This is a genomic window from Leptolyngbya sp. KIOST-1 (genome assembly GCF_000763385.1).
Taxonomy (GTDB): domain Bacteria; phylum Cyanobacteriota; class Cyanobacteriia; order Phormidesmidales; family Phormidesmidaceae; genus Nodosilinea.
In genome coordinates this window covers 572,760-587,665 of the sequence record NZ_JQFA01000004.1, presented here as the reverse complement: position 1 = coordinate 587,665, position 14,906 = coordinate 572,760, and the positions used below count along the sequence as shown (strand labels likewise).

The 14,906-nt window shown below is 58.5% G+C and carries 13 protein-coding genes; 1 reads left to right on the top strand and 12 read right to left on the bottom strand.

Features of this window, described 5'->3' with window-relative positions; all coding sequences use genetic code 11:
- Positions 1-80: 80 nt before the first annotated feature.
- The 11 genes from bchB to NF78_RS29810 all read right to left on the bottom strand — a co-directional run bounded on the left by bchB (position 81) and on the right by NF78_RS29810 (position 12,680).
- Entirely contained in the window at positions 81-1,610 is a 1,530-nt protein-coding gene (gene bchB / locus NF78_RS19615) for a ferredoxin:protochlorophyllide reductase (ATP-dependent) subunit B (RefSeq protein ID WP_035991026.1), read from the bottom strand.
- Between the two features lie 231 nt (positions 1,611-1,841).
- Positions 1,842-3,944 carry a response regulator gene (locus NF78_RS19610; RefSeq protein ID WP_035991025.1) on the bottom strand — a complete coding sequence of 701 codons (2,103 nt, stop codon included), beginning with the start codon at positions 3,942-3,944 and terminating at the stop codon, positions 1,842-1,844.
- A 2-nt stretch (positions 3,945-3,946) separates the two neighbouring features.
- A complete protein-coding gene (locus NF78_RS19605; RefSeq protein WP_035991023.1) occupies positions 3,947-4,519 on the bottom strand; it encodes a chemotaxis protein CheB in 573 nt (190 codons plus the stop codon).
- Complete coding sequence (locus tag NF78_RS19600) at positions 4,519-5,343, bottom strand: CheR family methyltransferase (protein WP_035991021.1); 825 nt, start codon at positions 5,341-5,343, stop codon at positions 4,519-4,521. Before NF78_RS19600 ends, NF78_RS19605 begins: the two co-directional genes overlap by 1 nt.
- Before the next feature lie 203 nt (positions 5,344-5,546).
- Positions 5,547-9,194 carry a response regulator gene (locus NF78_RS19595; protein WP_052050762.1) on the bottom strand — a complete coding sequence of 1,216 codons (3,648 nt, stop codon included), beginning with the start codon at positions 9,192-9,194 and terminating at the stop codon, positions 5,547-5,549.
- Between the two features lie 313 nt (positions 9,195-9,507).
- The gene (gene yidD / locus NF78_RS19590) at positions 9,508-9,801 is read right to left on the bottom strand and encodes a membrane protein insertion efficiency factor YidD (protein WP_035991019.1); all 294 of its coding nucleotides are present in this window, start codon (positions 9,799-9,801) and stop codon (positions 9,508-9,510) included.
- A 75-nt stretch (positions 9,802-9,876) separates the two neighbouring features.
- Positions 9,877-10,830 (bottom strand): hypothetical protein, encoded by a 954-nt coding sequence (locus tag NF78_RS19585; protein WP_156119884.1) that lies wholly within the window; start codon positions 10,828-10,830, stop codon positions 9,877-9,879.
- Positions 10,812-11,105: a Uma2 family endonuclease gene (locus tag NF78_RS19580; protein ID WP_263970661.1), complete on the bottom strand. Its 294-nt coding sequence runs from the start codon at positions 11,103-11,105 to the stop codon at positions 10,812-10,814. The genes NF78_RS19585 and NF78_RS19580 overlap by 19 nt, the downstream gene beginning before the upstream one ends.
- Positions 11,065-11,454: a DUF5615 family PIN-like protein gene (locus tag NF78_RS29815; RefSeq protein ID WP_318655492.1), complete on the bottom strand. Its 390-nt coding sequence runs from the start codon at positions 11,452-11,454 to the stop codon at positions 11,065-11,067. The genes NF78_RS19580 and NF78_RS29815 overlap by 41 nt, the downstream gene beginning before the upstream one ends.
- Entirely contained in the window at positions 11,432-11,770 is a 339-nt protein-coding gene (locus NF78_RS19570; protein WP_035991015.1) for a DUF433 domain-containing protein, read from the bottom strand. The genes NF78_RS29815 and NF78_RS19570 overlap by 23 nt, the downstream gene beginning before the upstream one ends.
- A gap of 331 nt (positions 11,771-12,101) precedes the next feature.
- Entirely contained in the window at positions 12,102-12,680 is a 579-nt protein-coding gene (locus tag NF78_RS29810) for a J domain-containing protein (protein WP_035991012.1), read from the bottom strand.
- Between the two features lie 167 nt (positions 12,681-12,847).
- Between NF78_RS29810 and NF78_RS32550 the strand changes: the two genes are divergently transcribed.
- Positions 12,848-13,081, top strand: a complete 234-nt coding sequence (locus NF78_RS32550) for a hypothetical protein (RefSeq protein ID WP_225885379.1) — start codon at positions 12,848-12,850, stop codon at positions 13,079-13,081.
- A gap of 156 nt (positions 13,082-13,237) precedes the next feature.
- Here NF78_RS32550 and NF78_RS19560 read toward each other — a convergent pair whose 3' ends face one another.
- Positions 13,238-14,827, bottom strand: coding sequence for a glycoside hydrolase family 57 protein (locus NF78_RS19560; protein WP_035991010.1), 1,590 nt, complete (start codon positions 14,825-14,827; stop codon positions 13,238-13,240).
- Positions 14,828-14,906 lie beyond the last annotated feature (79 nt).

The window sequence follows — 14,906 nt, the reverse complement described above, 5'->3', positions numbered from 1 at the left end:
AAATTCAACGCCTCCCGTAGGGGCAAACGGCTGTTTGCCCCTACCCAGATTCATGCCTCAGTTCAGCAACACCCGATTTTCTATGCCCCCACCGCCTCCTTCGCTGCGTACAGAACCTCGGCGGTGATCTGGTGAATGCCCTGGGACTGGGCAAACTTCTCGGTGTTGCGCCGCACCTTGCCCCGCACAAAGCCGGGGATCTTTTGCAGTTCCGCCAGGCCGTCGGCGCTCCAGTCGAGGCCAGCGGCGTCGGCGCTCATGGTCTTGGTCAGCACTTCCTTGGTATCGTGGCCGCCAAAGAACTCCAGCAGGTGGTCTTCCATGCCCAGGGTGAAGGAGTTGTACACCAGGTCCACGATCTGGTTGGCTCCCTCGTAGCCCATGAAGGGGCGGTAGCCCACCGGGAAGTTCTGGATGTGAATGGGGGCGGCGATCACGCCGCAGGGGATGTCGAGGCGCTTGCCCACGTGGCGCTCCATCTGGGTGCCAAAGATGGCGGCGGGTTCGATCTGGGCGATGCGATCGCCGATCTCCCCGTTATCTTCACTCACCAAAATCTCGTCGCAGTACTCGCCCACCTCGGCGGTGAACCAGTCGGCGTCGTACTTGCAGTAGGTGCCCGCCAGCACCACGTGAATGCCCATCTCCCGGGCCAGGATCTTGGTCATGGCGGCGGCGTGGGTGCTGTCGCCAAACACCACCGCCTTTTTGCCGGTCAGGTTCTGGCAGTCGATGGAGCGCGAGAACCAGGCCGCCTGGCTGACAAACCGGGTCTGCTCGTCGATGAAGGCGTCGTAGTTGACCTCGGCCCCCAGCTCATTTAGCACCTGCTGGATGGCGCGGACGCAGCGGGCGGTTTCGACAATGCCCATGGGGGTGATATCGACGTAGGGCATGCCCAGTTCCTCTTTGAGGTACTCCGCCGTCAGCGGGCCGACCTCGCGGTAGGGCACCAGGTTAAACCAGGCCCGGCCCAGGGTGGCCAGGTCGTGGACGCTGGCCCCGTCGGGCATGACCAGGTTGACCTCAATGCCCAGCTGAGCCATCAGGGTACGTAGCTCGCGGCAGTCGTGGTTGTTGTGGAAGCCCAGGGTGGTGAGGCCGAGGATATTGACCGAGGGTTTCTCAGTTTTTTCGGTGGCCAGGGTGCCCTGTTTGCGGGCCTTGGCCAGATAAAACTGCACAATCTGCTGGAGGGTGCGATCGGCGGCCTGAAGCTCGTTGACGCGGTAGTGGTTGACATCGGCCAGCAGCACGTCGCTTTTGGCATCCAGGCTGGCCCGCTGCACAAAGTTGGCCAGGTCCTCTTGCAGAATGCTGGAGGTGCAGGTGGGGGTGAGCACAATCAGGTCGGGGCGCTCTTCCTGGTCTTTGCGGACGATGTTATCCACCACTTTTTCTTGGGAACCGCGCGCCAGCACGTTGCGATCGACAATGCTGGCGGTGACGGGGGTAAAGTTGCGCTCCCGCTCCAGCATCGATCGCATCACATTGAAATAGTCGTCCCCCAGTGGCGCGTGCATGATCGCGTGCACGTTCTTAAACGAGCTGGCAATCCGCAGGGTGCCAATGTGCGCCGGGCCGGCATACATCCAGTAGGCCAGTTTCATCGGGTGAGTCTCCTTAGTGGCGGTGGTCAGCGTGAGTTTGCCGAAACACCCTGAGCCGCGCAGGCCGGTGGACCCAACAGTTTTTCCAACGGTTTTGATTGTCGCCAAGATAGGGTTGGGTTGGGGGGCACTGAGAGAATTCTTTACCTGCGGCTTTGGCCCGCGGGCCTGTACCGATGCCTGAAGACGACGCCGGACATCGACTTCAGGTTCAGGTCCACAGGTTCAGGCCTACCCTGCCCCGGAGGGCTCAGAACCGGCACCGGCAACCTGCAAAATGGCGTGAATGAGCGCTTCGGCCTCGATGGGCTTGGGCAGGTGGTGCTGAAACCCGGTGGATAGTGCCCTGGCCTGGTCGGACAGCCGGGCGTGGGCGGTAATGGCGATCGCAGGGGTATGGGCCTGGGGTTCGGGCAGCTGCGATCGCACCTTTTCAACCAGGGTGTAGCCATCCATGTCGGGCATGCTGATGTCGCACAGCAGCACGGCGGGCTGGAGGGTGCCGATCAGGCGCAGGGCCTCCTCCCCGGAGGCGGTGGCGGTCACCTCAGCCCCCTGGGACTCCAGCAGGAAGGCCAAAAAATCGCGGGTGTCGCCATCGTCCTCCACGATCAGGATGGGCATGCCGCTCAGGGCCTGCTGGGGGGGAACCTCCCCGGCGGGCGCCGGGGCCGGCGGGGGCGCTGTAGGGGAGAGCGACTCGGTCAGCGGCAGGGCCACGGTAAAGGCCGCCCCCTGGTTGAGGCCATCGCTCTCGGCCCAGACGCAGCCCTGGTGCTGCTCCACCAGGTGGTGGACGATCGCCAGCCCCAGCCCCAGCCCCCCCTGGGAGCGGGTGATGCTGCTGTCGGCCTGGCGAAAGCGATCGAAGATGTGGGGCAAAAAATTGGCGTCAATGCCCAGCCCGGTATCGGTGACCCGCAACTGTGCGTAGGCAGGGGCCGGAGCGCCCGAGAGGGCGCAAGACCCGGTGGGTAGCTGGCCCTGGGGCAGCTCTGCTACCACGGACAGGTGCACATCGACCCGCCCCTGCTCGGGGGTAAACTTGACGGCGTTGGTCAGCAGGTTCCAGATCACTTGCTGGAGGCGCAGGGCGTCGCCCACCACCTCCAGGCGATTGTAGTCGTGGAAATTGGTGGTCAGGGCGATCGCCTTGGCCGTGGCCGCTGGCCGCACCGTCTCCAGGGCGGTTTCGGCCACGGTGACCAGATCGAGGGGCTGGCGGTGCAGCTGCAGCTTGCCGCGGACAATTTGCGATACGTCGAGAATGTCTTCGATTAGCTGTTTCTGCACCAGGGCATTGCGCTCGATGGTGTCGATGGCGAACTCAACTTTTTGCGGATCCAGCTTGCCCGCCTGCAGCAGGTTAGCCCAGCCCAAAATGGAGTTGAGCGGCGTTCGCAGCTCGTGGGACAGCACCGCAATAAAGTCATCTTTCATGCGATTGGCGGTTTCGGCCTCCTGACGGGCCACCTGCTCACGCATGATCTGAGCATTGGCGGCCTCGGCCTGCTTGCGCTCGGTGATATCTTCAACGGTGCCGACGTAGCCCAGAAAGGTCTTTTGCTCCGAGACCATGCGGGCCGCACGGATTGAGGCCCAGCGGGCAGGCTCGCCCTCGGACCGCAGCCGAAACTCCTGGGCGTATTCCTGCCCCTCCTGGAGGTAGGCGGCCCAGCTGGAGCGCGCCCCGTCGAGGTCGCAGGGGTGGACCGAATCGAGCCAGCTGGGCCCGGCGGCGGTGGGCACCCCCCGACAGATGGCCTGAAACCGTGGATTGGTGTAGATGCAGTGGCCCTCCGGGTCGGTGACAAACACCCCCAGCGGCGAACAGGTGCTGAGCAGGCGAAACCGCTCTTCGCTGACCTGAAGTTCGGTGTTGATGGCCTCTAGCTGGGTGGTCTGCTGCTCCAGGGTGGCGGTCTTCTGGCGCAGGGCCTCAGTCTTTTTGAACAGCTCGATGAAAATGGCGACCTTGGACAGCAGAATGTTGGGCGCGATCGGTTTGATCAGGTAATCCACAGCACCGAGGGCGTAGCCCTTGAACATAAACTGTTCGCTGCTGCTAAAGGCGGTCAAAAAGATAATCGGGGTGTCCTGGGATCGCGGCCGCCGCCGAATCAGCGTGGCCACCTCGAAGCCATCCATCTGCGGCATCTGCACATCCAGCAGAATCACGGCAAAGTCCTCCTGCAGCAGGCAGCGCAGTGCCTCCTCTCCAGAGGTGGACTTGACCAGGTTGGCCTCCAGTTCGCCCAAAATGGCCTCCAGCGCCACCAGGTTTTCGGGCTGATCGTCCACAAGCAAGATGTTGACTGGCGATGGGGTCTGCATCCCTAGGCTCCCGCTGCCGCGCAAAGTTTGATCAGATGAGGCCCGATGTGGGAGATAGGCAAAACCATGTCGACGGGAACCGCTGCGATCGCCGCCTCAGGCAAAATTGGACTTTCGGCGGTGCCTGGAGCCTGCACAATCGTTAGCCCTCCCCGCGACTTAATCGTCGATAAGCCCTGTACCCCATCGTGGTTAGCTCCGGTCAAAATAATGCCGATAACGCGATCATTGTAGACATCGGCCGCTGACTCAAACAGCACATCAATTGACGGACGAGCATAGCAAACTGGGTCATCGATCGAAAGAGAGAAATACCCATATTCTACCAGCAAATGATAGTCGGCGGGAGCGAAGTAAACGTGCCCAGGCCGGATGAATTCTTTGTCTTCTACTTCGTGCACAGGCAGAACCGTAAACTGCTGCAAAAACGTGCTCAGACCCTGATCGGACTCCCGATGGCGGTGCTGAACAATCGCCAGGGCGGCGGGGAACGACTCAGGCAGCGATCCTAGCAAAGTCTTGAGAGCCGTCAACCCTCCTAAGGAGGTGCCTATGGTCAGGAGTTCATAGGCCACTAGCTCCGTCTCCTGTACAGCTTTTCGGCTTTAGCCAGGTCCTCATAGGCCGTTTCATACTTGGTAAACCGAATGGTTTCCTGTTTACCTAAGCCCAGGATACCGAATTTACAGAGGCTGTTGTAGAACAGTTCGTGCACCTGGTTTTGCAGCGCTTGGTTGAAATAAATCAGCACGTTGCGACAGATAATGACGTTAAATTCATTGAACGATCCATCGGTGACTAAATTGTGCTCACCAAAGACAATTCTCTCCCGCAAAAAAGGGCGCAAAATCACGTTGTCGTAGTTGGCGGTGTAGTACTCCGAAAAGGTGCGTTGCCCGCCCGCCTTCAGGTAAAGCTGGGTGTATTCCTGCATTTGTTTGTAGGGATAGATGCCCTGGCGCGCCGTTTGCAGCACCCTTTCGTTGGCGTCGGTGGCGTAGATGCGGCAGCGGTGGTAGAGCCCCTCTTCCTGCAGCAAAATGGCCATGGAGTACACTTCTTGGCCGGTGGAACAGCCCGCATGCCAGATGCGAAAAAAGGGGTAGGTGCGCAGCAGGGGCACCACCTGCTGCCGAAAGGCGATGTAGAAGCCGGGGTCACGAAACATGGCGGTGGTGTTGACGGTGAGCCCCAGCAGCAGGCGATCGGCACAGGCGCGATCGCGCAGCATCTGAACCTGCAGGTCAGCCACACTGGCGATTGATTCGGCCTTTAAAAAGCTGTGGATGCGGCGCTTGAGCGAGGCCTTGGCATAGTTGCGAAAATCGTAGCCATACCGATGGTATAGCCCCTCAACCAGCAGGTGAATATCTACTTCGTCTGCCTTTAAGATACTCACTGGTCCTGCACAATGACGTCAATTAACGGGTCAATCCACTCGAAAACAGCGTCATCAACCCCGGTCGATCCACCCCCGGAACCAGCCCCGCGAGGCGTTTGTTCCCGCTACCAGAGCCGATGACCAGCGCATCGACCTTGACATCTATTCTCACGTAGTTGCCTGGCTAAACTGTACTCCCAAGAGAGGATTTTGGGCCAGAATCACGGGTATAACCACAGCCGCAGCAGGGTGAGCAGCTGCTCGGTATCGATTGGTTTGGTGATGTAGTCGGAGGCCCCGGCCTCAATGCACTTTTCGCGATCGCCCTGCATGGCCTTGGCGGTCAGGGCAATAATCGGCAGCGATCGAAACGACTCCTGCTGGCGTATCAGGCGGGTGGTTTCGTAGCCGTCTAGCTCCGGCATCATCACATCCATCAGCACCAGACCCACATCGGGGTTGGCCTGGAGGGTGGCAATGCCGTCGCGGCCATTTTCGGCAAACACCACCTCCATGTCGTACTGCTCCAGCAGGCTGGTGAGGGCAAACACGTTGCGAACATCGTCGTCGACAATCAGCACCTTTTTGCCGGCCAGGGCCGGGTCGCTGTGGTGCAGGCGCTCCAGCATTTGCTGCTGCCCCGGCGGCAGATCGGCCTGCACCCGGTGCAAAAACAGCGCCGTTTCGTCCAGCAGTCGCTCGGGCGATCGCACGTCCTTGATGATGATGGTTTCGGCCAGGCGGCGCAGCTGAGTTTCCTGAGCCTCCGTCAAGTCCTTGCCGGTGTAGACAATGATTGGCAGCCGCACCAGGGCCGGATTCTGCTTGATCTGCTCGATCAGGTCAAAGCCGTTCATGTCCGGCAGGCCCAGGTCGAGCACGATACAGTCGCAGGGCTGCGATCGCAGAGCCGCCAGGGCCGCCGCTCCGGTGTGGACGGCGGTGCTGGTCACCTCAGGCCCACCAATCAGCTCAATGATGCTCTGGGCCTGCACCGGGTCGTCTTCGATCACCAGCAGGTAGCGCACCCGCCGCTCCACAAACTGTTTGATGTCAATCAGGGTTTGGGTTAGAACCTCGGGGGCCACGGGTTTTTGAATGTGGGCGATCGCCCCCATCTGAAATTCCTGCTGCTGCTGGTCGTTCACCGTCATCACATGCACCGGAATGTGGCGCGTGGCGGGGTCCTGCTTGAGCTGCTCCAGCACCGTCAGCCCCTCCATGTCGGGCAGGTGCAGGTCGAGGGTGATGGCGCTGGGCACAAACCGCTGGGCCATGGCCAGCCCGGCCTGCCCCTCCAGGGCTACCAGCACCTTGAACCCCTGCCCCCGCGCCATCTCCAGCAAAATGCGAGCAAAGTTGGGGTCGTCTTCAATCACCAGCAGCACCTGGTCAGCGCCGTCTTGCCCCGCTGGCTGCACCCGGTCGCGATCGTCCTCCAGGGAGTGGGGTAGCGGCGGCAGAGGCTGGGCCAGGCGATTGGGCACCTCTACCGGAGCCGCTGTCTCAGGAGCGGCGGGGCGGCTGCGAACCACCGGTGCCTCCGGCTCGGCCCCACTGCTGGGAGCGCCATTGCTGGGGGCGCTGTAGTGCAGCGGCAGCGAGAGGGTGAAGGTACTGCCGCGATCGGGCTGGCTGACCAGATCCAGGCTGCCGCCCAGCAGCTGACTGAGCTGCTGGCTGATCGACAGCCCCAGGCCGGTGCCGCCGTACTTGCGGCTGGTGGTGCCGTCGGCCTGCTGAAACGCGCCAAAGATGGTCTGCTGCTTATCCGGCGCGATGCCAATGCCGGTGTCGCTGACCGCAAAGGCCACCCGATCGCCCGCCAGGGGCGAAACCTGTACGGTGACGCTACCGCGATCGGTAAATTTGATGGCGTTGGAGAGCAGGTTTTTGAGAATTTGCTGGAGCCGTCTGGGGTCGGTGGAGAGGCTGGGGGGCAGGGTCTCGTCGAGCACAATGTCGAACTGGAGCCCCTTGCTGGCGGCCAGGGGCTCAAAGGTGCGGGTCAGCTCTAGCTGAATGGCCGTAAAGGGCAGGGTCTCGACGGTCACCTGCATGGTGCCCGACTCGATTTTGGCCATATCGAGAATATCGTTGATCAGATCGAGCAGATCGGCCCCGGCGGAGTGAATCGTGCGGCTGTACTCCACCTGCTTTTCGGTCAGGTTGCCGTCGCTGTTGGTACTGAGCATCTGGGCCAAAATCAGCAGGCTGTTGAGCGGCGTACGCAGCTCGTGGGACATATTGGCCAGAAATTCTGACTTGTAGCGCGACGACTGGGCCAGCTGGGCGGCCTGATCCTCCAGGGCCTGCCGGGCCAGCTCGATCTCCTGGTTTTTGCGCTCCACCTGTTGTTTTTGGGTTTCCAGCAGCTCGGCTTTTTCCTCCAGCTCCTCGTTGAGCTGCTGGAGTTCTTCGTTGGACTGCTGTAGCTCCTCCTGCTGCTGCTGCAGGGTGTACTCCGACTCCTGCAGGGACTGGGTGCGCTCCTCTAGCAGCTGGTTGCTCTGGAGCAGTTCTTCCTGCTGCTGGCGCAGCTCTTCGGTCAAAATTTGGGACTGCTCCAGCAACTGCTGGGTTTGCAGGTAGGCGGCGATCGCATTGATCATCACCCCCGCCACGGCGCTGGCCTCCTCTAAAAAGGAGAGCTGGAGATCGTCAAACCGCTGAAACGACGCCAGTTCGATCACCCCCTGCACCTGGTGCTCAAACAGAATCGGCAGCACCACGATATTGAGCGGCGGGGCCGTCCCCAGCCCCGAACGAATGCGAATGTAGTCGCCTGGCACCTCGGTCAGCAAAATCCGCTGCTGCTCCAGGGCACACTGACCCACCAGACCCTCCCCCAGGGCAAACTCGTTGGCCAGCTGCTTGCGCTCCTGGTAGGCATAGCTGCTGAGCAGCTTCAGCCGCGACGGCTGGCTGTCGGTGTCCAGCAGGTACAGCAGACCCTGCTGGGCCCCTACCAGCGGCGCCACATAGGTCAGCACCAGGTTGGCCAGGGCTTCCAGACTGCGCTGGCCCTGGAGCTGCTGGGACAGATCGGCCAGGTTAGACTTCAGCCAGCGCTGATCCTCATTGGCGCGAATGGTTTCCCGCAGGTTGACCACCATCAGGTTAAAGGTGCGGGTCAGAATGCCGGTTTCGTCCTGGGAGGTGCTCTGGGGCAGGTCGATCGTCAGATCACCCTTGGCCAGTTGCTCGGCGGTATCGGAGAGATTTCGCAGGGGCCGGGAGATGTTGCGGGCCAGCGCCCAGCCCACCAGCGACAGCAAAACAAACGAGGCCGGGATACCAAAGGCAATGGTGTAGAGGGTTTGCTGGGCCGCCAACTGGGCTTGCTCGGCCCGAGCCTCCAGCAGAGCCTCTTCTTCCAGGCGCAGCTCATCAATTAGATTGCGCACCTGTACCATGAGCTGCCGCCCCTGATCCGTCAAAATGAAGGCCTGGGCCGCTGCAAACCCGCCGGTCTCACGCCGATTAATCCCCTCCCTCAGTCTCGCTAGACGGGCATCAATCAGCGGGCTCAGCTCATCTAAGCGACCGTAGGTAGCCGAGTCACCCAAGTCGAGCTGACGCAGCATCCGTTCGAGTTCGTCAATCTGGGTTAGGGCCTGGTTGTAGGGTTCCAGGTATAGGGGCTGCCCCGTGATCAGATAGCCACGTTGCCCGGTTTCGGCATTGGCTAACTCCGCCTCCAGATCGGCCAGGTACCCCAAAACTTGGTGAGAGGCCCGCTCGCGCTGGGCATTGCGAATCAGGTTAGTGGTGGTTCTATAGGCAACGGCCCCGAGTAGGGTGAGGATGGTTAGTCCCAGGGCAAACCCGGCCCCGATTCTGGTGCCAATTTTGAAGCGATTGATCATGAAATGTCATCACACGAGCTGATGTAATCGCGGAGCTAAACCCAGGCGGAGCGGGGCTGGTGAGTAGGCGGCTAGCCCCTGCCTCAAGCGGTTCACCTCCCGACCACAAGCCAACTGCGTTGGGTTTGTCAAACCCTCAGACTACCGCATATTTGGCCCGCCGCTAGCTGGCCAGACCTACAGCCAGGTCCCTCCACCAGGGGCCCAAAGCCGGGGCTTACTCTGCCATTCCTCCATCATCGCCCAAAGAACCACTCAGCGGCTATCCACCAGACTGTGAACGGCACGGGTGGATTGGCTCCATCAGGTAGAGCTAGAGCGGAATTGGAATGCAGCAGGGGATGATGAAACAGCCGCCCTGAGCCCGGCGAGATTGTAGCGTTTGGGCCGCCAGTCGGCAGTTTCTAAACTGTTGGGGAGCTTGCCGAATGGCCGCGCTGAAATTTTGATCGCTCAAAATGCGTTTCACGTAGTCTGAGCAGGATTCGCCGTAGAGCACACCGTGGGGACAGGCAAAGCCTTTGTGGGGTGAAAGGTGGGTGCGGTAGAGGTTGAGCGAGGCGATCGCGGCTTTGGTCGCCGCTGCCTCTAGGGTATAGGCGGTCATAGGTTGAGCCAGAGATAGACGTCACACCCACTGTCATCCAGGGGTTTGGCTAAGGGACTCTATCAGACGGACGAATTAGCGCTGGGGCGAGCCCGACTCGCGGCAGTAAACATCGGTGGGCTGCACGGCCTGGATAGCGATCGGTGACCACTGGCGCACCACAAACTCGCTCAGGCCCACATGCTCGGGGCGATCGCGGTCGAGGGTGGCCCAGTCGGCGCTGTTCCCCCAGTCGTAGGTGTAGCCCAGCTGAGTCCAGGGGTAGGGCAGGGCGCTGGGGGGGTCTGCGTCGTCAAGGGCGATCGGCTGGCCCTGGTACTGGTAGCGCTGGTCGTACTGGGCGTAAAACCAGTGCTGATAGGCGATCGGCACTGTGACAAATTCGCTGGCGGCACGAAAGGTCAGCTCGGCCTCATGGTCGGTGATTTCGGGGTCGGGGCTGGGGCGAAACAAAAACTGCGGATCCACCCAGATCTCCACCACCTGGCGCTGGGCCGAGCGATCGGCGGATTCTGGCGGCAGGCCAAGTACCTGACCCAGGCGCGCCGCCAGGGGAACCTCTGGGGTTGGGGTGTAGGCTTGGCAGAAGCGTTGCAGGTCGGGCACAGCTGTCACCCACACATCGCGGGTCGCAATCAGCTGACTGCCCACGTTTTGGCTATAGCCCACCCAGTCGGCCCAGGTCGCCATCAAGACGCGGCCCTGCTCATCCCAACGGAGGGCGCTGTTGTGGCGGGTGATGGCGGTCAGGTCTCGAAAGACTTCGTGGGGTTCGGGCGTTCTGGCATCTTCAACAGCCTGCCAATAGGCGGGGGGAATGGCCACGGTAGGCCCTGTTTGGGCCTGGGCTGGAGCTGCGATCGCGCTCCCAACTCCGGCCAGCACAATGGCCCCAATGCCAAAGCGCAGCGGTTGTCGAAGGTTAAAGACCATGCAGTGCGACAGAATGCTACAGGGCTTAGAGTGCCCAGATGCGATCGCAGGCTGAGGTGCGATCGCCCGCCGCTGAGTTAATTGTTCGATTGCCACCAGGCCCGCAGGTCCTGCACCGCAGCAATTTCGTCATCCTTGGCGGTAGCGAGAAATTCATAGAGCCGGTCTTTAGGCACCTGGGGAAAGGTCGGGCTGAGTTCCACTTCGCCGTAAACCCCCTCTTGCAGCCCATACACCCGCCAAACCCTGCCGTTAAAGCGCCAAAACTCGGGCACCCCCAGACTGGCGTAAAACTGATTTTTGGCAATATCGGTGTGGGTAATATCGACCTCAACCACCAGATCGGGCGGCGGGTCTTCGCCAAACACCACGTTCCCATTCGCCCTCAAGGCTACCTTCAGTAATTAGCAAAATTTCTTCGATTGCTAGCCCAACTGGGGCATTGCGGCTAATCTCAAAGACTCCTGGCATTGCCAACCCTGCTTGTACACGCTCATAGGCATAGCGGGTCATTGTTTCTACATCGTGGGTGAGCAGAACTCGGCCCTGCTGTGCCGCCCATTCCAGAATGACTCGATCATCAGTTTCGGACAGATTTACATCTTGAACTCTGACGATATCAATTTCAGGTTTGCGCCGAAGAATACCCCGAACAATTTGGTTGTTGAAGTTCTCGTCCGCTAAGAGGCGTAGCATCTCAGCTCTGGTTTTGATGGTCAAGTCTCGCCATTAAGCGATCGCGTATTCCAATTGGGCTGAAACGTCGCTCGTTTTCTTGACGAACTTGTGCGGCACGCTCTTGTCTGATTTTCAAATAATCATCAACTTCGGCTTTTCGCCGCAAGTAGTACGCAATCACTGAATATACGTCAGCTAGTTGAAGAACTGGGTACTGCTCAGCAATCTCTTCTGCGGTAGCACCCTCCAGAAAGGCGGTAACCACAGTATCTAAGGTGACGCGAGTGTTGCCGACAAGAACGACGCCATCCTCATTTGATTTGAGAGGCGTGGGCTCAGTCGCGATCGCTAACGTCATGAGTAACCACCAAGAGCGCTAATTTGATGGTAACAGACCCTTGAAGGATTCAGGGTATACGATTGGTTCACTGTAGCATCCCCGGTTTATCGACCCCTAATCGCCTCTCGAACCTCCCTCACCAAAATCTGACGCACAATAGATTGATAAACAGCATGCTTAGAAAACTCAAATTGATCTTTAGCAAACTTCTGACATATGCCTTCAATACCTGTAGTCATAATAGCTATTGTAGCGCTGTAAGTTAGACAGAGCGCCAATGGAGTCTAACGAAGCTGAGTCTGGTGTTGGGTTACACTCTGTTTCACCCAATCTACATATTCTTTATATTTTATAGTTCGTTTTTGAGTATTTTATGCAAAAAATATCCTACCCACGCACCGGCAATGGCAAATCCTGACGCCACAGTTATAAATAGTGATCCGGGAGCAAAGAAACCAAATAGAAAGAGCATAAATATTAGCCCTAATACTCCCCCAACGCCCATGAATAGTTGTGCAGAATAACTGTTGCTTGATGTGGGAAGCCCTATTCTAATTCCTTTTAATGTGACATACTCTGTTTGATATTCTGCATTTCTAATATCGTTCAGCAAGTTGTTCAGATACTTTTCAAAAGCTTCCCATGACTTAGGATACTCAGCAGCCTTTTGCTGAGCCCTTGCTCTGTTCTGGCGATTTTCTCGTTGAGCTTCCTGATCATTAGGATTAGTCTGCTCTCGGTCATATACAACTCTGGCGTGAGGATCGGAGAGAATTTCCCATGCTTCATTTACGATCTGCATTTCAGTAACCGTTCCCCCATGGTCTGGGTGACACTCGAAGGCTTTTTTCCTATATGCCTGTTTAATCTCGTCAATAGATGCATTTTTCTCCACTCCCAATATTTCATAATAGTTAAGTTTTTTCATGTTATATTTCTTGACCCAAACTTATGTAATATTAATTTCAATCTGTACTTTCAGTTAGGAGCGGGTTTCCGCAACGGTTTAAGCAAGTTTCAAGGACTTGATCTTCCAAGATTTCATATAGTCAGGCGAGTTCAATTGGCTGAGATTCGCTTCACTTTGAATAAGCTATGTTTTATAGCCTGCTCTCTAATTACCAGCAGTCTAAGATAATTGTTCTAAGAACGCTTGCTGAATATGTTCTGGAAGATCAGAAAACCGCTCTTTACTACGGCGTGATGGTTCCCACCGAGGAACAGGCCACGCAAAACCCACGTTCTCCTCTTCCTCAAGAACATTCACTTCATCACTCGACCCATCCCATGTATATGTCATATGAAAAACTGTTTGTCCCAACTTTGTAGGTTCACATTCATTTCGCTCTTTTATTGTGTAAGTCATATGAGGTTTAATTAAATTAGGAAATGCACCTAAGTATAGCCGTAAACTAGCATGACAAATTTCGGCAGCACTAACAGAGCCCTGAGCTTCCCAGAAAACTCAGGGCTCTTGGGAACCTTCTACAGCGGGCGATACACTCTGTAGTTGATGTTGGGGAAGATGTTGTCGACTACTTCGATTTTCTCTAACCAGCCGGAGTCGATTTTGCCGCGCAGAATGTCATCCCAGAGTTTTTGGAAGCGCATCAGGTGCGATCGCGTCCGCCTGACCGCGTAGGGCACCATCGTCCCCGTTCGCATAATGAAGGCCCAGTCGGACGATTGTGCCAGCAGCAGTTCGCGGGCCGCCTGGTTGAGGGCGCGCCACTCTAGCTCATCGGCGGGTTCGCGGCGGGCCAGGTCGATCATGCGCTCGGCGGCCTTGTGCAGGTGGGGGTAGATCCAGGAGTTAGTTTCGTTCAGCCAGTATTCGTGGAAGCCCTTGTAGCCCCAGCTCGACTGGGAGGGGCGGCAGACCTGCTGGGTGGGGTGGCCCTTGAGGTAGTCGGCCAGGTGGGTCATTTCGTAGGTGTTTTGGTCGAACCAGCTCTTGCGGAACAGGTAGTCGAGGAACCAGGGGCCTTCGTACCACCAGTGGCCAAACAGCTCGGCGTCGTAGGGCGAGACGATGATCGGCGGGCGCTGCATCAGGCCGTGGAGGTGGCTAATCTGCTGCTCGCGGTTGTACATAAAGTTGGCGGCGTGCTCGGCGGCTTTTTCGCGCGCCCAGTAGGGGTCGTAAAGCTGCTTATCGGAGAGACCCAGGCCCTTGCCGGTAATTTTGTGGTATTTGATGCCCACATTCTTGCGCTGGCCGTTGGGCATAATGTACGGCTTGATGTACTCGTACTCGGCATCCCAGCCCAGGTCACGGTAAAACTCGCGGTACTCGGGGGCACCGGGGTAGCCCACCTGGGATGACCACACCTGCTGCGATGACTCGTGGTCGCGGCCAAAGGCGGCCACCCCGCTTTCGGTGAAGATAGGGGCGTAGCCGCCAAAGCGTGGCCGGGGGCGGGCGTAGAGAATGCCGTGGCCATCGGTGAGAAAGTAGCGCAGCCCCGCGTCGGCCACCATGCGCTCTAGCCCTTCGTAGTAGGCGCATTCGGGTAGCCAAATGCCGGAGGGGGCACGGCCAAAGGTATCGGCATAGTGCTCGACGGCGACTTGAATTTGGGCCCACACCGCTTCGGGGTACATTTTCATCAGCGGCAGGTAGCCGTGGGTGGCCCCGCAGGTGATGATTTCGAGATTGTTGGTGTCTTGGTACTGCTTGAAGGCGTTGACCAGATTGCCGCTGTAGCTCTCCCACACGTCGCGCACGTGGTTGAACTCTTTGGCGTAGGTTTCAGCCAGGTACTGCATGTGGCCGTTGTGGACGTGGCGCTCGACCTCTAGCTCGGTGAGTTCTTCGAGCATGGCCAGGTGGGCGTCGAAGCGCTCTTGCAGCAGCGGGTCTTGCAGCATGGAGACCAGGGGCGGAGTCATGCTCATGGTGAGCTTGAAATCGACCCCGTCGCGCTTCAGCCCCTCAAACATGGTGAGCAGCGGCACGTAGGTTTCGATGATCGCCTCGTAGAGCCACTCCTCTTCTAAGACGTAGTCACTCTCGGGGTGACGCACGTAGGGCAAATGGGCATGGAGCACGAGCGCGAGATATCCGGTAGCCATAGGTTGCCGTTAAAGGAAGTGAACTGAGAGCCGAGCTGTCGGGAGGGTAACCGCCGTTGACCAAATTTTAAGGCAAAAG